The organism is Acidovorax sp. T1, from assembly GCF_002176815.1.
Taxonomy (GTDB): domain Bacteria; phylum Pseudomonadota; class Gammaproteobacteria; order Burkholderiales; family Burkholderiaceae_C; genus Acidovorax.
Genome location: NZ_CP021648.1, coordinates 1,796,338 through 1,815,104, shown reverse-complemented (window position 1 = coordinate 1,815,104; position 18,767 = coordinate 1,796,338). Strand labels below are relative to the sequence as shown.

18 protein-coding genes are annotated in these 18,767 nt (G+C 64.9%); 12 read left to right on the top strand and 6 right to left on the bottom strand.

Annotated elements, in window-relative coordinates; genetic code table 11:
* Window positions 1–16: 16 nt before the first annotated feature.
* A complete protein-coding gene (locus tag CCX87_RS21290) occupies window positions 17–166 on the bottom strand; it encodes a hypothetical protein (RefSeq protein WP_232476564.1) in 150 nt (49 codons plus the stop codon).
* Between the two features lie 145 nt (window positions 167–311).
* Here CCX87_RS21290 and CCX87_RS08515 point away from each other — a divergent pair, with 145 nt between their 5' ends.
* Window positions 312–1,190: a hypothetical protein gene (locus tag CCX87_RS08515; RefSeq protein ID WP_232476512.1), complete on the top strand. Its 879-nt coding sequence runs from the start codon at window positions 312–314 to the stop codon at window positions 1,188–1,190.
* A 310-nt stretch (window positions 1,191–1,500) separates the two neighbouring features.
* Window positions 1,501–2,775, top strand: a complete 1,275-nt coding sequence (locus CCX87_RS08510) for a purine-cytosine permease family protein (RefSeq protein WP_087745490.1) — start codon at window positions 1,501–1,503, stop codon at window positions 2,773–2,775.
* Between the two features lie 179 nt (window positions 2,776–2,954).
* Here CCX87_RS08510 and istB read toward each other — a convergent pair whose 3' ends face one another.
* The 3 genes from istB to thiD all read right to left on the bottom strand — a co-directional run bounded on the left by istB (window position 2,955) and on the right by thiD (window position 6,352).
* On the bottom strand, window positions 2,955–3,719 hold the full coding sequence (gene istB, locus CCX87_RS08505; RefSeq protein ID WP_056269326.1) for an IS21-like element helper ATPase IstB: 765 nt from the start codon (window positions 3,717–3,719) through the stop codon (window positions 2,955–2,957).
* Window positions 3,716–5,350 carry an IS21 family transposase gene (gene istA / locus CCX87_RS08500; RefSeq protein ID WP_087745488.1) on the bottom strand — a complete coding sequence of 545 codons (1,635 nt, stop codon included), beginning with the start codon at window positions 5,348–5,350 and terminating at the stop codon, window positions 3,716–3,718. Before istA ends, istB begins: the two co-directional genes overlap by 4 nt.
* 147 nt (window positions 5,351–5,497) lie before the next feature.
* Complete coding sequence (gene thiD / locus CCX87_RS08495; RefSeq protein ID WP_087745487.1) at window positions 5,498–6,352, bottom strand: bifunctional hydroxymethylpyrimidine kinase/phosphomethylpyrimidine kinase; 855 nt, start codon at window positions 6,350–6,352, stop codon at window positions 5,498–5,500.
* Window positions 6,353–6,623: 271 nt separating this feature from the next.
* On the opposite strand from thiD, the gene CCX87_RS08490 reads away from it, so the two are divergent.
* The 4 genes from CCX87_RS08490 (at window position 6,624) to CCX87_RS08475 (ending at window position 9,768) form a co-directional block, all read left to right on the top strand.
* Complete coding sequence (locus tag CCX87_RS08490; protein WP_087745485.1) at window positions 6,624–7,757, top strand: FAD-dependent oxidoreductase; 1,134 nt, start codon at window positions 6,624–6,626, stop codon at window positions 7,755–7,757.
* Window positions 7,754–7,951: a sulfur carrier protein ThiS gene (gene thiS, locus CCX87_RS08485; protein ID WP_087745484.1), complete on the top strand. Its 198-nt coding sequence runs from the start codon at window positions 7,754–7,756 to the stop codon at window positions 7,949–7,951. Before CCX87_RS08490 ends, thiS begins: the two co-directional genes overlap by 4 nt.
* Before the next feature lie 84 nt (window positions 7,952–8,035).
* Window positions 8,036–8,845, top strand: coding sequence for a thiazole synthase (locus CCX87_RS08480; RefSeq protein ID WP_087745482.1), 810 nt, complete (start codon window positions 8,036–8,038; stop codon window positions 8,843–8,845).
* Window positions 8,846–8,850: 5 nt separating this feature from the next.
* Window positions 8,851–9,768: a thiamine phosphate synthase gene (locus tag CCX87_RS08475; protein ID WP_087748250.1), complete on the top strand. Its 918-nt coding sequence runs from the start codon at window positions 8,851–8,853 to the stop codon at window positions 9,766–9,768.
* 128 nt (window positions 9,769–9,896) lie between these two features.
* Here the strand turns inward: CCX87_RS08475 and CCX87_RS21285 are convergent, their stop codons facing one another.
* Together CCX87_RS21285 and CCX87_RS08470 are read right to left on the bottom strand one after the other, a co-directional pair.
* Entirely contained in the window at window positions 9,897–10,070 is a 174-nt protein-coding gene (locus CCX87_RS21285) for a hypothetical protein (protein WP_232476511.1), read from the bottom strand.
* A complete protein-coding gene (locus CCX87_RS08470; protein ID WP_232476510.1) occupies window positions 10,031–12,133 on the bottom strand; it encodes a type IV pilus assembly protein FimV in 2,103 nt (700 codons plus the stop codon). The genes CCX87_RS21285 and CCX87_RS08470 overlap by 40 nt, the downstream gene beginning before the upstream one ends.
* A gap of 44 nt (window positions 12,134–12,177) precedes the next feature.
* Between CCX87_RS08470 and CCX87_RS08465 the strand changes: the two genes are divergently transcribed.
* The 6 genes from CCX87_RS08465 (at window position 12,178) to CCX87_RS08440 (ending at window position 18,583) form a co-directional block, all read left to right on the top strand.
* Window positions 12,178–13,701: a 3-hydroxyacyl-CoA dehydrogenase gene (locus CCX87_RS08465; protein WP_087745480.1), complete on the top strand. Its 1,524-nt coding sequence runs from the start codon at window positions 12,178–12,180 to the stop codon at window positions 13,699–13,701.
* A gap of 59 nt (window positions 13,702–13,760) precedes the next feature.
* Window positions 13,761–14,540 carry an oxepin-CoA hydrolase, alternative type gene (locus tag CCX87_RS08460; protein ID WP_087745478.1) on the top strand — a complete coding sequence of 260 codons (780 nt, stop codon included), beginning with the start codon at window positions 13,761–13,763 and terminating at the stop codon, window positions 14,538–14,540.
* A gap of 160 nt (window positions 14,541–14,700) precedes the next feature.
* Window positions 14,701–15,420, top strand: coding sequence for a Crp/Fnr family transcriptional regulator (locus tag CCX87_RS08455; protein ID WP_087745476.1), 720 nt, complete (start codon window positions 14,701–14,703; stop codon window positions 15,418–15,420).
* Between the two features lie 23 nt (window positions 15,421–15,443).
* Entirely contained in the window at window positions 15,444–16,529 is a 1,086-nt protein-coding gene (locus CCX87_RS08450) for a phosphotransferase (protein ID WP_087745474.1), read from the top strand.
* A gap of 43 nt (window positions 16,530–16,572) precedes the next feature.
* Entirely contained in the window at window positions 16,573–17,847 is a 1,275-nt protein-coding gene (locus CCX87_RS08445) for an acyl-CoA dehydrogenase family protein (RefSeq protein WP_087745472.1), read from the top strand.
* 46 nt (window positions 17,848–17,893) lie between these two features.
* Window positions 17,894–18,583 carry a hypothetical protein gene (locus CCX87_RS08440; RefSeq protein WP_232476509.1) on the top strand — a complete coding sequence of 230 codons (690 nt, stop codon included), beginning with the start codon at window positions 17,894–17,896 and terminating at the stop codon, window positions 18,581–18,583.
* Window positions 18,584–18,767 lie beyond the last annotated feature (184 nt).

Genomic DNA, 18,767 nt, shown 5'->3' with positions numbered 1-18,767 from the left:
AAACGACCCCAAGCCGCTATCCAGATAAAAACCGCAAAGCTGACATTCCGCAAGAGTCCAATCCTGGAAGCGTCCTCGACGCTCCCGCCTGGTTGTGCGTGCCAGCGGCTACCCGCCGCTCGTTGGCCAGCATGGCCAGAAAGCCTTCAGCCTCTTGCCGCCCCATGTCTCGCGGATGCCGCAATCCATTCCATTTCACAAACACCCTCGCCCATTTGCACATGGGCCTGCTCGGTGCGCAAGCTATAGTATTTATAACGAATTCGCTCACGCATATGACACCCGACGTCGCAACACGACTCAATGTCCTAGTGGAATCCATCAAAGCCCATCATTTCGATGTGGATGCGGAAGCGTGCCGCTTGCGGACGCCGGAAGTCTTAGCGAGTTTCGACAAGCGGCGCCCTGTCTCTTGGTGTCTTGCGGCGATGGGTGACAGCCTCGTGCGCATACGATTGCTGCTTGAGCAAAACTTTAATTTTGTCGAAACGATCGGAGTAGTCGCTGTATCAAGGTACCTGTTTGAGTTAAGTGTCTGGCTTCTCTTGTTCGAGCAAGATGAACGCTACGGGTTGGTGTACTACGGACAACTGCTTGAGACGCAGCAGAAGTACTTCGCTGACACCCTGGCCCAGATTCGCCGTGAGGTCGAGTTGCTCCGGCACTTCGAGCGGAAAGAGCAGGATTTTCAAGAGGTACTTGTGTCCAGAGCAGGACCGCCGGAGGATCGCGGAGATGGGCTCAGATTGGCAGCACGCATGATTGATGCGGAAGCGGCGCGTAAGTTCTCGCTGTACGTTGACCAAGCCAAGCGAAATGGCTACGGTTTTCAGGCCCATTTAGTCGAGAAAAAGGCTGTAACTCAGGCTGAAGCGGCGCTGAGAGAGTTGTCTGCGGAGCAGGCATTCTTCGAGGTAAACGTGCTACCTGGGATAGAGGGTCTGGTGCTTGCAAACGGAAAGAAGAAGCGTTGGGAGTGGAAGAAGATGGCCGAGCGCGTAAACCTGCTACCTGAGTACGACTACATATACGCGTTCGCCAGTAAGTTGCTTCACGCGACACCAGCCAGTATCACAACGGACCAAAAGAACCTGGAGCCTGAGGAGATGCTGATCTTTCTGAAATACATAGATGTGAAGACAACAGACATTCTCGATTTGGCCCGCAGGTATCCGCGTCATGCGGCTTAACAAGTTCGACACGGACACGCAGCGGCATTCGGGTCAAACATTGAGTGCCCGCTTCTTCGTACTGCCAACGACCGCTTCTGGCCGACAGCAGCCATCCCCACCCCCACTAAAATCCGCCCCGCACCGCCGCAAGGCACCGCACCGCCAGGGGTGCCCCGCAGCGCCAACGCTGCGCGGGCTGAGAGAGTCCCCTTGAACCTGATTGAGATCATCCTCGCGCAGGGAGGCCCGTCCGCCATTCCACGCCGTTGACCGCGCGTGGCCGGGGTCTTCCTTGCGCTGCAACGCACCGTACCGCCAAGGAACCCGCATGAGCACCCGCACCCCATCTGCCAACGAGGCGCTGACACCCGTTTCCAGCGAGCGGCGCGTGTTTGGCTGGCACGACCACGCCTCGCTGTGGTTCAGCCTGGGCGTGGGCCTGCTGGTGATGCAGGTGGGCGCGTACCTGATGCCCGCGCTCGGAACCCAAGAGGCCCTGTGGGCCATCGTGGCGGGCTCGATGCTGGGCGCTGGCTTGCTGGGCTGGGTGGCCAAGCTGGGCTGCGACAGCGGGCTGGCCAGCGCGGGCCTGATGCATGCGGTGTATGGCCGCCGCTTTGCGGGGCTGCCCATCATCCTGAACATCGTGCAGCTGGTGGGCTGGGGCACGTTCGAGCTGGTGGTGATGCGCGATGCCACGGTGGCCATCGGTCAGCAGTCGGGCAGCATGGCGGGCGCACATTGGCCGGTAGCGGCCACGCTGCTGTGGGGCGGCGTGGTGATGCTGCTGATCAGCGGCTCGATGGTGCAGCTGGTGCGCAAGGTGATTGCGCGGGTGGCGCTGCCGCTGGTGGTGCTGTCGCTGCTGTGGCTGAGCTGGCAGTTTGTGTCGCTGGCGCAGGCCCAGGGTTTTGAGGCGCTGTGGAAGCGCCAGGGTGACGGCGGCATGGGCGTGCTGCCTGCGCTCGATCTGGTGATTGCCATGCCGATCTCGTGGCTGCCGCTGGTGGCCGACTACGCCCGCCATGGCAAAAGCGGCGGCGCCGCCCTGCGCGGCACCTGGCTGGGGTATGCGTTGGCCAACATGTGGTGCTATGCCCTCGGTGTGCTGGTGGCATTGACCTTGCCCAGCAAGGACCTGGTGCAGGCCTTGCTGCTGGCCCAGGGCGGGCTGATTGCGCTGTCGCTGATATTGATTGACGAGGTGGACAACGCCTACGGCGACACCTATTCGGGCGCCGTGTCGGCGCACAGCCTGCTGCCGCGCTGGGGCGTGCGCCGCTGGGGCCTGGCCATGACCGCGCTGTGCACGGCTCTGGCGCTGGTGTTGCCCATGCACAGCCTGGAGCCGTTTTTGCTGCTGCTGAGTTCGGTGTTTGTGCCCTTGTTCGGCGTCATCCTGGGGCGCCTGGCTTTTGGGGCCAATGCGCCGGCGTTGCTGGCTGGCGCCCGCCCCGTTCATGCGGCGCCCGTGGTGCTGTGGTTGCTGGGCATTGCGGTGTATCACCTGGCGCCCAAACTGGTGCCTGGGCTGGGTTCGGCCTTGCCGACGCTGGTGTTGAGTTTTCTGCTGGCCTGGGTGACGCGTCCACGGCAGGCATGAAGCGCACCAAGGCACCTGCCTTGGCCAATGCAGATCACTACATTTTTAATAGCTGCTTGCGCTTGCTACATAAGCGCCAGAGGCCAAAAATGGTCAAACTTTCGCCATCAAGCCCCGATGGCCAGGTCAAATTCCCCCACCCTTGGCCACCCCAAATTCCCCCAGGCAGGACGGTCGGATTATGACGACTCGGGTGTGATGGCGATGCGTGCAGCGGCCTCCTTGAGGCGGTAGCTCTTGCCCTCGAACTCCAGCATCGCGCAGCGGTGCATGAGGCGATCCAGGATGGTGCTGGCCATGGTGGCGTCGCCGAGGTATTTGCCCCAGTCCTGCACCACGCGGTTGGACGTGATGAGAACAGCGCGGCGCAGCTTGTAGCGCTGGTGCACGATGGCCTGTAGGACTTCAGCGGCATGCTCGCTGATGCGTCTGGCCAGGAACAGGTCATCGAGGACGAGCAGGTCCGGCGCGACCCAGTCCTTGAGCAGCTCGGTGCGCTCTGCCGTAGTGGCCAGCGCGTAACGGGCGAACTCGGTGTCGGCTTCCAGGTAACGCACGTCATAGCCCTGCAGCGTGGCCTGGTAGGCCACGGCCTTGGCCACATGGCTCTTGCCGGTGCCCGGCTTGCCGATGATCAGCGCGTTGGCCCCCTCGCCGATGAACTTCAGGGTGTGCAACTCGAAGCAGGCGCTGCGCGGCAGCTTCGGGTTGAAACGCCAGTCGAAGTCAGCCAGCGAGGGGCGCTCATCCAGACCCGAGCGCTTGAAGCGGCGCTCGGTCAGGCGAGAGCGCCGGCGGTCCAGCTCGTCTTGCAGCATGGCGGCGAAGGTCTCCAGGAAAGGCTGCTGGGCGGCCTGGGCCTGCATCACGCGGGTGGACAGGGTCTCGGCGATGCCGGACAGGCGCAGCTCGCGCAGCGCGCGTTCGATCTCGATCATGTTCATGGCTGAACTCCCGGTGCGTTGGTGGTGTTGTTGGTGTTGGTGGTGGTGGTGGTGGTGGTGGTGGTGTTTGCCGTGGCGGCGGCGAGCGCGAAGAGATCGCTGTACTCCTCAGCGTCTCGGATGAGCTCATGCTGCTGCGTCAGCGCGTGGGCACCGGCGGCGGGTGCTTCGCCGCAGGTAGCCTCGATGGCCGCCATCGCCTGGGCAAAGAGGGCTTCGGTCAGCGCCAGCACGCGCTTGTAGCTGTAGACCCCTTGCTCCAGGGCCTGGGCGCAGGCGGCATTGATGCAGTGCGCCGGGTAACGGCGCATGAGTCCCACAATGCCCCAGAGCTTGCGCTGCCCGACACGACCCTCGATGGCAAAGAGCAGCTCACACAGCCGGCTGGCGTGCTCACCAATCTCGCCGGCCTGACGCAGGATCAGGCGGGTCTCGCGAGACGGATTGAACACCCGCTCCTCCATGGGCAGAATCACCGTGCCGGGACGCTCGGCCTTGGCGTGGGTGCGCAGCAAGGCACGGGTGTGCATGTCACGAATCTCGATGCGCTGGGCGTAGATGCGCACCAACACCTTGGAGCCGATGTTCGCCGGGCGAGCGGCGTAGCTGCTGTGATCCACCCGCACACAGCTGTCGTCGCAGACGGTGCGCACCGCCTCGTCGAAATACTGCATTCCCAGCACTGGCAGGGGTTTGAGGTGGCTGCGCTCTTCCTCGAACATGGCCTGCACCTGGCGTCGCTCGGTGCCGTGGATGCGCTTGGATGCCCAGCTCTTCTCCCAGTGCGCCAGGAACTCGTTCTGGGCCTCGATGGACTCAAAGCGCCGGCCCTTCAAGGCCGTGGCCTGGGTATGGCCGATGGCATGCTCCACCGTGCCCTTGCGGTTGGGGTCTCGCACCCGCGCCGGGTCGGCCACCACGCCGTAGTGCGCCAGGGCGGCGGCGTACACCGGGTTGAGATCGGGCTCGTACAGGTCGGGCTTGAGGACGCCTTCCTTCAGATTGTCCAGCACCACGTACTGGGGGCAGCCCCCGAAGTACCGCAGGGCCCGCTCGTGCAGCTCGGCCCAGATCTGCTGGCTGGACTTCCAGACCACGCACCGGAAACTGGCACGGGAATACCGCAAGGTGGCCACGAACAGGCGGGGCTTGCGGTACCGGTCGCTGCCGGGCACGCGGGTGGGCGCGCCCTCGCCGTAGTCCACCTGCATCTCCTCGCCGGGCAGGAAGGACAGGCGATCGAACTGCTCGGGCTCCTTGTGCCGCAACTTTGCACAGAAGCGTTTGACCGAGTTGTACTGGCCATCAAAGCCGTGCTGGTCGACCAGGTCCTGGTAGATGGCCGTGGCGTTTCGCTTCAGCCGCAGCTGGGCTTCGATGAACTCGCGCCAGGGTTCGCACAGGGAGGTGGCCACCGGCCCAGGAGCCGGTGGCCAGGGTGGGGGAATTTGACCTGCCGAGCCGGTGGCCACCCCGGGGGAATTTGACTGCAGTTGCTCCAGCCAGCGCTGGTGGTAGCTCCTGACCGTCTTGCGGTCGATGCCCGTGATGCGGGCGATCTCGCGTTGCGATGTGTTGCGCTCCAGCAGTGTCTCTATGGTGGCGCGTTGGTTGGACTTCAAGACATTCACTCCTTGGCCTTCCCTCGGGGAAGACTGGATCAATGTCCTGCCAACAGGTGCCGACGACGCCGGCGTTAAACCCCTATCCCCGATCAGTTCAGGTGGGGGAGTTTGAGGTGGCCATAGACGGGGGAATTTGGGTGGCCATCAGGGCCATCAAGCTCGCACCACCATCTGCACCACCGGCGCATACCCGTGGTTCAGCGGCCCGTGGCCCTGGCCGGTGTGCACGTCGGCCCCGGCGGCAATGGCGCCCAGGATGTAGGCGCGGGCCTTTTCCACCGCCTGCGGCAGTTCGTGGCCCTGCGCCAAAAATGCGGCAATGGCCGACGACAGCGTGCAGCCCGTGCCGTGGCCGTTGTGCGTGGCGATGCGGGCGCTTTCAAGGCGCTTGCGCAGGCCCGTTTGCATGGCCAGCAAGTCCACCACAAGCTCGCCTTTCAGATGCCCGCCCTTGAGCAGCACAGCAGGTGCACCCAGGGCCAGCAGATCGCGGGCGGCGTCGTCGAGGGCATCGATGCCTTCGATCTCGCGGCCCAGCAGCAGCGCTGCTTCGTCAAGATTGGGCGTGACCACGGTGGCCAGCGGAAACAGCTCGTTCACCAGCACCTGCACAGTTTCGCTGGCGATCAGCCGGTCGCCGCTGGTGGCCACCATCACCGGGTCAAGCACCACATGAGGAAGGCGGTGAGCGCGGATGGCCTGCGCCACCACGCGCACCACTTCGGGCGATGCCAGCATGCCGATCTTGACCGCGTCCACCCCAATGTCCTGCGCCACGGCATCGATCTGCGCGCGCAGCATGTCGGGCGGCACGCCGTGGATGCCGGTCACGCCCAGCGTGTTCTGCGCGGTGATGGCCGTGATGGCGGTCATGCCGTAGCAGCCCAGGGCGCTGAAGGTCTTGAGGTCGGCCTGGATGCCCGCGCCACCGCCGCTGTCGGAGCCGGCGATGGACAGCACGCGCACGTAGCGCGGCCGCGGCGCGGCGGAGCTGGTTGGAATAGTCATGGCAAAAATTATGGCCTATGCGCCAGGTCAATTCGGCGCACAGAGGGATATGCTGTAATTTGAGCTTACGGACGAAACAGGGGTGTCCCGCCAATGTGGCGCGCGACTGAGAAAGACCCTGGAGCCACGAAACGACAAGTTCTCACAGCGCCTCTTGGCGCTGGGCTCCGCTACCCGATCCAGGTCATGCTGGCGTGGGGAGTTTCCAGCAACGGCGCAGCCCCGTTTTGTCCATGGTTGCCTGACAGCACACGGACACACCCACGGACCTATGCCACTTCAACCCTCTTCTTTTGCCATTTTGGGCGCGGGCCTCATGGGCCGCCTGCTTGCGGTGGAACTGGCCCGCCAGGGTCACCGTGTGGACATCTACGACGCGGGTGGCCCGGCCGCTGAACATTCGGCCGCGACCGTGGCCGCCGCCATGCTGGCACCGCTGGCCGAATCGGCCATCACCGAGCCTGGCGTGGTGCGCATGGGCCAGCATGCCCTCACCCGCTGGCCGCAGCTGCTGGCAGCGCTGGCCGAGCCCGTGTTCTTCCAGCAGGCCGGCACGCTCATCGTGTGGCACCGGCAGGACGCGGCCGAAGCCCAACGGCTCACGCGCCAGCTGGAGGCCAACCAGCACCAGGTGCCCGATCTGCCCGCCCTGCAAAAGCTCGACAGCGGCGCCCTGGAACAGGTGGAGCCCGCCCTTGCGCACCGCTTCAACCAGGGCCTGTACCTGCCCGGCGAGGGCCAGCTCGACAACCGCCAGTTGCTGGCGGCCCTGGTGGTGGAGATGGGGCAGTTGGCCGTGCGCACGCACTGGCACACGCCCCAGTCGCCCGAGGCCTTTTCGCCCGGCGCCCCCGGCCAGCCCGACTGGGTGCTGGACTGCCGTGGCCTGGGCGCCAAGGGCCAGTGGAGCGCATTGCGCGGTGTGCGGGGCGAAGTTGCGCGCATCCATGCACCGGATGTCACGCTGCAGCGCCCGACACGGCTGGTGCACCCCCGCTATCCCATCTACATCGCACCCAAGCAAGACCATCTGTTCGTGATCGGTGCGACCGAGATCGAATCAAACGACCTCTCGCCCGCCAGTGTGCGATCCACACTGGAGCTGCTCAGCGCAGCCTATGCCGTGCACCCCGGCTTTGCGGAAGGCCGCATTCTGGAATTGGCCACGCAGTGCCGCCCCACGCTGCCCGACAACCTGCCCGCCATCCGCCAGCCCCGCCCGGGCGTGCTGCAGATCAATGGTCTGTACCGCCACGGCTTCATGATCTCGCCTGCCATGCTGGACGTGACCCTGGAGGTGCTGAACACGGGACAATCGGCCTTGTCCGAACGTTTTGACCTCCGGGTGGAACTGGAGCCCACCGCCCCAACCCCGACCGGCGTTGCAGCCCCCGCAATTGCATGAACATCTCGATCAACCAAGTCCCGCACGAACTGCCCGAAGGCGCCACCGTGGCCGATGCCGTGGCTGCCATGGCCGCGCGTCCACCGTTTGCCGTGGCGGTAAACACCACCTTTGTGCCCAACACCCGCTACGCCGCCCACATGCTGCAGCCCGGCGACCGCGTGGAGATCATCTCGCCCGTGACGGGTGGATGATCCGCCGCCTGAAAATTGAAGCCAAATTGGCACCTAGCGCTTGATGGATAAGCGCCAACAGCTATTAAAAGCATAGTAACAACCATGACCAATTCAACGCCTCAAGACCCGCTGGTGCTGTATGGCCAGCAGTTCGCCAGCCGCCTGCTGCTGGGCACCTCGCGCTACCCATCCCCCGCCGTGCTTGAAGCCGCCGTGGTGCGTGCCCGGCCCGCCATGGTCACCGCATCGCTGCGCCGCCAGGGCAGCAACCCGGCCGAAAGCGGCAGCAGCTTCTGGGAGCTGCTGCGCCGCCTGAATGTGCCCATCCTGCCCAACACCGCCGGCTGCCACAGCGTGCAAGAGGCCATCACCACAGCGCACATGGCGCGCGAGGTGTTCAACACCCCCTGGATCAAGCTGGAGCTGATTGGCGACGACTACACGCTGCAGCCCGACACGCTCAACCTGGTGGAAGCGGCCGCGCAGCTCATCAAGGACGGCTTTCAGGTGCTGCCCTACTGCACCGAAGACCTCGTGCTGTGCCAGCGCCTGGTGGACGTGGGCTGCCAGGCCGTGATGCCCTGGGCCGCCCCCATTGGCACCGGGCGCGGCCCCGTCAACCCCTATGCGCTGCAGCTGCTGCGCGAGCGCCTGGACGTGCCGCTGCTGGTGGACGCGGGCCTGGGCCTGCCATCGCACGCCTGCCAGGTCATGGAATGGGGTTACGACGGCGTGCTGCTAAACACCGCCGTGGCACTGGCGCAAGACCCCGTCACCATGGCCGGGGCTTTTGCCGACGCGGTGCAGGCGGGGCGAGCCGCCCGCAAGGCCGGCGCCATGGCCGCCCAGGACACCGCCCAGGCCAGCACGCCCGTGCTGGGCACCCCCTTCTGGCACCACGCCCACGAATGACGCCCATGAGTGATGTCCACACCATGCTGCAACAAATTTTGCAGCACCATGCCGCCGCGTTTCCCGGCTTTGCGGCCCAGCCCGCGCCAGCGCCCACGTCGCCAGATGCGGTGTACCAGGCGGCCCTGCAGGCATGCAGCGCCCTCGGGTTCATTGCCCACGATGCCGAGTGCGTGGCCCGCGCCTGGCAGGCCCGCAGCGTGCGCACAGGCCATTTCGCTGCGGCGCCCTGGCCCGACGAACCCCAGGATTTCGGTCTGCAAGCCCTGCCCCGGGCTCGCACCTTTGCGCCATGTCCGCAGCAGCTGGGGCTGTATGCGGTGTTGCCCGATGCCGCGTGGGTGGGGCGCATGGCGCGGGCCGGCGTGCCCACCGTGCAGCTGCGCTTCAAGTCGGACGACCCTGCCGCCGTGGCGCGCGAGGTGGCGGCAGCCGTGCAGGCGGTGCAAGACACGCCAGCGCTGCTGTTCATCAACGACCATTGGCGCCAGGCCATGGCGGCCGGCGCCTATGGCGCCCACCTCGGGCAGGAAGACCTCGACGCCCTGCAACCCAGCGAGTTGCAGACGCTGCAATCCTCCGGCCTGCGGCTGGGGGTCAGCACGCACGGCTACGCCGAAATGCTGCGCGCCGATGCCGTGGGCCCCAGCTATATCGCCATGGGAGCGGTGTTTCCCACCACGCTCAAAAAGATGGCCACGGCGCCCCAGGGCGTGGGCCGACTGGCGGCTTACGCGCGCCTCATGCGGGCGTATCCGCTGGTGGCCATTGGCGGCATTGGCGCCGATCAGTTTGGCGAAGTGCTGGGCACCGGCGTGGGCTCCATCGCCGTGGTGCGGGCGCTGGTGAACGCGCCCGACCCCGAAGATGCGGCACGCCAGCTGCTGGCTCACATGGCCGCACCACAACGCTTTCAATCATGAACAGCGCCATAACAGCACCATAAGGTAGTGCAGTAAATCAGGGGCGCTGCCACGCCAGATGGCAGCGGATGCACCACGCAGGGCAACAACAACCCAGCGGACCGGGCCACGCAGGGGGCCCGCTCAACTCACGCCTTGGGTTCTGTTTTGCGTTGTTCGAGTTCGAGGCGCGCTTCCAGCAGATCGTTGGCCACGCCAAAACCGATCGGTTGGTCAGGACGCGGCGCCGCCGTGACCGGAGCGGGCGGTAGATCGCTCAGCGTCAGATGCGGAGGATCGGACAGATCCAGGTCCAGTTCCAACTCCAGCCCGGGTGAATTCGGGTGTGCGGGGGCTTGCGAAACCACGTTCCCGGTAACACCTGCCGGCGGTACACGCTGGCCAAAATCAAACTCCAGGCTGGCCGCCAGCGAATCCAGAGGCAGATCGACAGCAGCCGCCGCAAGAGCAGGATTGCGGCTGGCAGGCGTTGACACGGGCCGGTCAAACGGCAACGCAAGCGGTGTTGTGCGCATGCGTGGGGGGGGGCGCCGCGCGCGCTGGCCGGGGTGGTCTGGGCAATGGCCAGCAGCAGCAGCAGGTCGTCAAACGCAGCCAGATCAAACGGGGCGACCGCAGCACGACCGTCCTTCAGGAACAGAAACTTTTCCAGCAACTGCAGCACGGAGGACGAGGTCCACTCTGCCTCGATGGCGGCCAGTGCGTCGATGTAATCCTCCAGGGTTCGGCCTTTATGACTGAACACTGAAAACTCCGGAATCTGCGCATTGAAGTGGTGGCAAAACTGCTTGCGCAGTTGCGCAAAGTCGTCCGAACGACCCAGCTTGTGGTAGAGCCCCAGTAGCTCCCGATAAGCCGACGACGAAGTTGCCTGGTGGGCTGCGATGTGCTTCTTCAACACTTCCACGGCCTGATCGTGTTCTCCCACAGAAACAAAAAACTCCGCCTGCTGCTGAATGTCAAAAAGCTCTTCAGGGTTGACAATTTGCGAGGGGTTTTCAAGGCGAGGAACGGTCTCTGGCACGGGTACGGGCTGCGGTGCGCGCTCTGGCGCGGAGGCTGCGGCAGCCACCGTGGAATGGAAAGGCGAAGTTTCCGAATGGAGGCCGTAGGTATCTCCGCCCAACGGAGACGAGTCTTCTGGCGCCCAGGTGTCATGGGGATGTGGCGTCAGGTCATGGGGATCACGGGGATCATGGGGGTCGTGCCGCGCGGCATCGCTGTGCCTGGCGCTCAACGCCACCGAATCGCGCCATGCCTGCATGGCCAGCCGGGAATCACGGCGCGCCCGGGTCCAGACCCAGGCGAGCAAGCCCAGCGCCAGCGCCAACGCAGCCATCAATGCATAGACCAGTCCCGAGGAAAAGCGCTGAGCCTCGATCAACGCAAGCCGCTGCTGGAGCTCGACCATCGCGGCGCGCTCGGCGGTCGATTTGGCACGCAACGCGGCCATCTCGGTCTCCAGCGCACGAACACGCTCGTCGTCTTGCGGCACCCCGCCCAGGGGCGCGTTCATCGCCTTCCAGGCTGCTGCCGCCTCCTGCCGCTGTGAGGCCGCCGCCTGCGCAGGCACGGCCCCCATGTCGGTCGAAGGCCGCAGGGCAACTGACGGTTGAGCCAATGCGTCCAGTGGCTCCATGACCAGCCGCGAGCGCTCTGATACTGGCGGCAGCGGCGGCGTGGTCGCCTTGACGGTGCGCTCTTCGCGTTCAGGGGCTTTGCGCACAACCTCCCGCGGCGCGCGCGGTGGCGCCGTGCGGGCTGTCGGCTTGGCGGCCCGCGGTTTGATGGGGGCTGAAGCAGCCGCTTCACGCTGCTCCGGGGCTACGGCCGGTGCCTGCACAATGCGGCGGCGCACGGGGGGTGGAGATGCCGGGCGGTCAGCGCCCACCCCGGAACCGCGAGCCACGGCAGGGGGAACCGACGCCAACTGCTCAATATTCACGACGCGGCCCGGCACATGCGCTGCGGGCGGGTCGGCCAAAAACGTGTAGGTGCGCGTGACCGTTCCCGAGCAACCAGCCGACATCGTGACGGTGACAACGGGCTCGTTCACCGAGCCGACCACCTGCACGCGCACGGCTGGAGAACGCCCCGGCAAGTCAGGCAATGGCGATACCCGGACCTTGGCGTCACCGACAGGAACATCACCAAACGCCACGTCTGCCGTAACGCAGGACGAAGCAATATCTGCACCCGCATCGGGCTGCACATCGAATACGAGATCGACCGGTGCACCAAGGATGACCGCGCCCCGGCTCTGCCCCAGCGAGATGGCTGCGGCACTGCCGACGGCCACCCAACATCCGACCCCAAAAATTACGTTACGTATATTCACAACAATTTCTTTTTTTGGTGTGGTCATTTTTGCACACAAGTACCTTGAAACACCAACGCCATAATGCCGCCATGAAAAATCAGTTCCCCATCGTTGGCATCGTAGGCGCAGGCGCCATGGGTCGCGGCATCGCGCAGATCGCTGCCCAGGCTGGCAGCCAGATTCTTTTGCTGGATATGCAGCCGAATGCCGCAGAATCGGCGCGCAACAGCATCCAAACCCAATGGCAGCGCCTGCTGGAAAAAGGACGCATTTCCGGTGAACAGGCCGCAGACTGGGGCAGTCGACTTCAGCCGGTTGCCGCCATCGCCGACCTGGCTTCATGCGACCTGGTGATCGAAGCCATCGTGGAGCAGCTGGACGCCAAGCAGGCACTCTTCACGCAGCTGGAGGCCGTGGTAAAGCCGCAAGCCGTGCTGGCAACCAACACCTCGTCGCTGGCGGTTACCGCCATTGGTGCCGCGTTGCAGCAGCCCGAGCGGCTGGCAGGCTTTCATTTCTTCAACCCTGTGCCGCTGATGAAGGTGGTCGAGGTGATCGCCGGACTCAAGACTGCCCCGACAGTGTGCGAGGCACTTGCCCAGTACGCACGCCAGATGGGGCACACCCCGGTGCAGGCGCAAGACACCCCGGGATTCATCGTCAACCATGCCGGGCGCGGCTTTGGCACCGAGGCCTTGCGCATCGTCAGCGAGGGCGTGGCTGATTTCGCCACCATCGACCGCATCCTGCGCGACCAGGTGGGCTTCAAGCTGGGGCCGTTCGAGCTCATGGACCTGACAGCCCTGGACGTGTCCCACCCCGTGATGGAATCCATCTACCACCAGTATTACGAAGAGCCGCGCTTTCGCCCCAGCGTCATCACGGCGCAGCGGCTGGCGGGCGGCATGGTGGGCAAGAAAGTGGGCGAGGGTTTTTATCGCTACCAGGATGGCGTGGCGCAGGTGCCTGCCGAACCGGCCACTCCCGAGGTGGCCAGCATCCCACCGGTCTGGGTTTCGCCGCGCGCAGCGCGCCGTGCCGAGCTGTACCAGTTGCTCAAGGACCTGGGCGCCACCATAGAAACCGGCGCGTCGCCCTCGCAAACGGCCATCTCGCTGGTGGCACCGCTGGGTTTCGACATCACCACCGTGGCTGTGGTGGAACGGCTCGATCCTGCCCGCACCATCGGCATCGACATGCTGATCGACGACGCTGCAACGCGGCGGCGCGTGCTGGCCACCAACCCGGCCACGCGCGTGGATATTCGCGATGCAGCCCACGCCCTCTTCGCCCGCGACGGCAAGGCGGTGAGCGTGATCCGCGACAGCGGCGGCTTTGTCACCCAGCGCGTGGTGGCCACCATCGTGAACATTGCCAGTGATATCTGCCAGCAGCAGATCTGCAGCCCGCGCGACCTGGAAACCGCAGTCACGCTGGGGCTGGGCTACCCGTTCGGGCCGCTGGCCATGGGCGACCGCTGGGGGCCCACCAACATCCTGGAAGTGCTGTTCAACATGCAGACGGTCTATGGCGACCCACGGTATCGCCCCAGCCCCTGGTTGCGCCGGCGCGGGGCCATTGGCCTGAGCCTGGCACATGTTGAAGAGCGTTGAGGACGCACTTCACCCCACGGCTTAGCTCCACCGCCCAACCCCACCGCCAGCCAAACCCCATGCCCGCACAACTTCAAGCCACCCGCGAGGGCCAGACCCTGGTTCTGACCCTCAGCAACCCGGAACTGCGCAACGCCCTGGACCCCGTCATGTACGCCGCGGGCATCGAAGCGCTCAACGTTGCCGAGAACAGCGCCGAGGTGCGCAGCGTCGTCATCACCGGCGCGGCAGGCATGTTCTGCGCGGGCGGCAACCTGCAGCGCCTGCAAGCCAACCGCCAGGCTGACCCGCAAGTGCAGGCGCAAAGCATCGAAGGCCTGCACAGCTGGATCGAGACCATTCGCACCTTTCCCAAGCCGGTCATTGCAGCGGTTGAGGGCGCTGCGGCGGGGGCCGGGTTTTCGCTGGCCCTGGCCTGTGACCTGGTGGTGGCGGCCCGCAATGCAGTGTTCGTAATGGCTTACAGCAACGTAGCCCTGTCGCCCGATGGCGGCGCCAGCTGGAGCCTGGCGCAGGCATTGCCACGCCAGCTGGCCACCGAAATCCTCATGTGCGGCGACCGCATTGCGCCAGAGCGCCTGCACGCCCTGGGTGTCGTCAACCGCCTGGCCGAACCCGGCAACGCCTTGGCGATGGCCCTGGCGCTGGCAGAGCAACTCAACGCACGGGCGCCCAACGTGCTGGTCAGCATCAAGGAGCTGGTGGGCGATGCGCCCCACAACCTGCTCTCCACGCACCTGGCAAGCGAGCGGGACCATTTCGTGAAAAACCTGCACCATGCCAACGCGGGGGCCGGCATTGCGGCATTTCTGGACAAACGCACGCCGCTTTACGAATAGCGCCCTCGCCCGTTGCCCATCCCTGTTAACCCCGGCGCCCGCAAGGCCTCGGGGTTTTTTGTTCTGCACGAACGGCAGACACGCAGGTGACAACCCTGACCGTTGGCCCCCGTCCCTCCCGCGACAATGGCCATGTTTTTAGTCACACACAAGACAGGCCATGGACGACCCGATTCTTACTATCGAAGAACGTGAAGCGATCAACTCAGGTCGCTGGTTTTCATCCCTCTCACCATCCCTTCGACACGACATCCTGCGATGTGCATACGTCAAACGCTTCAAGGATGGCGGCCTCATAGCCGCCCGCGGCGACCCGCCCGAGGAGTGGATTGCCTGCGCGCGCGGTGCAGTGCGGGTGAGCTCGACCTCCATCTCGGGCAAGCAGATCACGCTGACCTATGTGGAGCCAGGCATCTGGTTCGGCGACGTGGCGATTTTCGACGGCGACCGACGCACGCACGATGCCTATGCCCATGGGGACACCACCATCCTGTGCGTGGCCAAGGCCGATTTCAAAAAGATTCTTGCAGCACACACGGAGTTTTACGAAGCCATGCTGCGCCTGCATGCGCGGCGCATTCGCCAGCTGTACGGCCTGGTGGAAGACCTCAACACCCTGCCGCTGCGCGCACGGCTGGCCAAGCAGTTGGTGCACTTGGTTCGCAGCTACGGCATTCCCAGCCTGTCGGACGGCAGCGAGATGCGCATTGGCCTGCAGCTGGCGCAGGAAGAACTGGCGCAGCTGCTGGGCGCATCGCGCCAGCGGGTGAACCAGGAACTGAAATCCATGGAGCGCGAGGACGCCATCCGCATCGAGCCAGGCGGCCTGGTGGTTCGCGACCGCGAAGCGCTCATGCGCATTGCCGAATCCGACAACTGACTGAATGAACCTCCCCATCTTTCATGAGCAACTTTGATCATTTCGTCGGCACCCGTCCTGTTTCCGATCAGCACGCTTTTGACACACCCGCGCTGACGCAGTGGCTCACCCAAAATATGAAAGGATTCTCCGGTCCTTTGACCGTGGAGATGTTCAAAGGGGGGCAGTCCAACCCGACCTACAAACTCATCACGCCCGGCACCAGCTATGTAATGCGCGCCAAGCCCGGCCCCGTGGCCAAGCTGCTGCCCTCAGCCCATGCCATCGAGCGTGAATTTGCCGTGATGAGCGGCCTGTATGGCACCAACGTGCCCGTGCCGCGCATGCATGTGCTGTGCGAGGACGAATCGGTAATTGGCCGCGCCTTTTATGTCATGGAGTGCATGCAGGGCCGCGTGCTGTGGGACCAATCCCTGCCCGGCATGACACCTTCTGAGCGCGGCGCCATCTACAACGAGATGAACCGCGTGATTGCCGCGCTGCACACCGTGCAGTTTGCCGACCGGGGACTGGCAGGCTACGGCAAGCCCGGCAACTACTTTGACCGCCAGATTGGCCGCTGGAGCAAGCAATACGTCGCCTCCATCACCCAGCCCATTGAAGAGATGGACCGGCTGATGGAATGGCTGCCCGCGCACATGCCGGCCAGCGCGCGCGATGAAAGCAAAGTCTCCATCGTGCACGGCGACTACCGGCTGGACAACCTCATGTTCCACCCGACCGAGCCCCGCGTGGTGGCCGTGCTCGACTGGGAACTGTCCACCCTGGGCCACCCGCTGGCCGACTTCAGCTACCACTGCATGAGCTGGCACATCCCGGCGGCGCTGGGGCGCGGCATTGCGGGGCAAGACCTGACCGCGCTGGGCATCCCGGATGAAGACAGCTACATCCGCAGCTACTGCGAGCGCACCGGCATCGCCACACCCGAGGCGCTGCGGGCCGACTGGAACTTCTACCTCGCCTACAACATGTTCCGCATCGCGGCCATCTTGCAGGGCATTGCCAAGCGGGTCGAGGCGGGTACCGCCTCCAGCGCACAGGCCAAGGCCTCGGGCGACACCGCCCGGCCCATGGCGCAACTGGCCTGGTCCTTCGCCCAACGGGGCTGATCCCCCACAAAACGACACCCACCAATTTTTCACGGAGACCCCCATGGACTTTGACTACTCCCCCAAGACCAAAGAACTGCAGGCCAAGCTGCTCCAGTTCATGGATGACCACATCTATCCGAACGAGTCCGCGTACAAGGATGAGTTGGCCGCCAACACGGCAGCGGGCAAGCGCTGGTCGGCCCTGAACACCATCGAAAACCTCAAACCCAAAGCCCAGGCCGCGGGCCTTTGGAATCTTTTTCTGCCGGTGGACAGCGCCGCAGCATCAGGCTACGAAGGCGCTGGCCTGACCAACCAGGAGTACGCACCCCTGGCCGAAATCATGGGCCGCGTGCCATGGGCCAGTGAGGTATTCAACTGCTCGGCACCCGACACGGGCAACATGGAAACCATCGCCCGCTATGGCGATGAAACCAACAAGGCCCGCTGGCTCAAGCCCCTGCTGGAGGGCAAGATCCGCTCGGCCTTCGCCATGACCGAGCCCGATGTGGCATCGAGCGACGCGACCAACATCGAGACGCGCATCGAGCGCCAGGGTGATGAATACGTCATCAACGGCCGCAAATGGTGGATTTCCGGCGCAGCCGACCCCCGCTGCGCTGTGTTCGTCACCATGGGCAAGACCGACCCGGACGCCCCCAAGCACTCGCAGCAAAGCATGGTGCTGGTGCCCGCCGACACCCCCGGCATCAAGATCATTCGCCCGCTGAACGTACTGGGCTACGACGATGCCCCACACGGCCACGTCGAGATGACCTTCGACAACGTGCGTGTGCCGGTCAGCAACATCCTGCTGGGCGAGGGCCGAGGTTTCGAAATCGCCCAAGGCCGCCTGGGCCCTGGACGCATCCACCACTGCATGCGCCTGATCGGACTGGCCGAGCGCGCACTGGAGCTGATGTGCAAACGCGCATCGTCGCGCACAGCCTTCGGCAAGACCGTGTCCCAGCAAACAGTGACGCAAGAACGCATTGCCGAGGCCCGCTGCAAGATCGACATGGCCCGCCTGCTCACCCTCAAGGCTGCCTGGCTGATGGACACGGCAGGCAACAAGGTAGCGCGCACCGAAATCGCCATGATCAAGGTGGTTGCCCCCAGCATGGCCTGCCAGGTGATCGACTGGGCCATGCAGGTGCACGGCGGCGGTGGCATGTGCGACGACTTCCCGCTGGCCTACGCCTACGCCGGCGCACGCACGCTGCGCTTTGCCGACGGCCCGGACGAAGTGCACCGCAATGCGATTGCCAAGTGGGAGCTGGGCAAGTACGCAGCGCCAAAGCACGAGGTGCAGCCACCCGTCACGCGCGGCTGCTGAGCGCAAGCGGCCCGTCACGGGGCATGCGATTAGGATTGCCAGCACCATGCGCCCTTTTTGCACCGCCCTGCCCCTGAGCCGCCGCACCATGCTGTGGGGTGCAGGGGCGTGGCTGGCCGGTGCGGCATGGCCGGCGGCGCAGGCGAACCAAACGGTGGACGCAAGCGCTTTGACGCGCGCCTGGCCTACGGCCGGCACCAGCCCGAACGCCCGCCAGCTGGTGCACTGGATCGAAGGCACGGGCGACAACCAGGGCCTGCCGTTTGCGGTGGTGGACAAGCTGGCCGCCCGCATCCACGTGTTTTCGGCCCATGCCCAATGGCTGGGCACCGCCCCCGTGCTGCTGGGTGCGGCACGCGGCGACCATTCGGTGCCCGGCATCGGCCAGCGCCCGCTGGCCCAGGTCCGGCCAGAAGAACGCACCACCCCCGCCGGCCGTTTTGTGACCGAGCCCGGTCGCAACCTGCGCGGCGAAGACATCGTGTGGATTGACTACGACGCTGCGGTTTCGCTGCACCGCGTGCGCAGCGTCAGCGCGACAGAGCGGCGCCTGCAGCGCCTGGCCAGCAGCAGCACGCAAGACAAACGCATCAGCTACGGCTGCATCAACGCGCCCGTGGCTTTCTACAACCAGTGGATTGCCCCCTTGTTGGGCCGCTCCAGCGGCGTGGCCTACGTGCTGCCGGACACGGAATCTTTTGCTTCGATATTCATAGCTGCAAGCGCTTATCCATAAAGCGCTAGCGGCCTTTTTACCTCTAAATAGAGCTGCAGCACCGCACTTGTCAAGCGGAGCATGCGCGCAATCCCATGCAAGACGCCATGGCGCGGGCACCAACCGCAAGTCGTGGCGCATGCGTGCAGACCCATGCTGCAAGCGGCGGTAGCCCGCCTGCTCCCGGATGTGCGTGACATCGGCG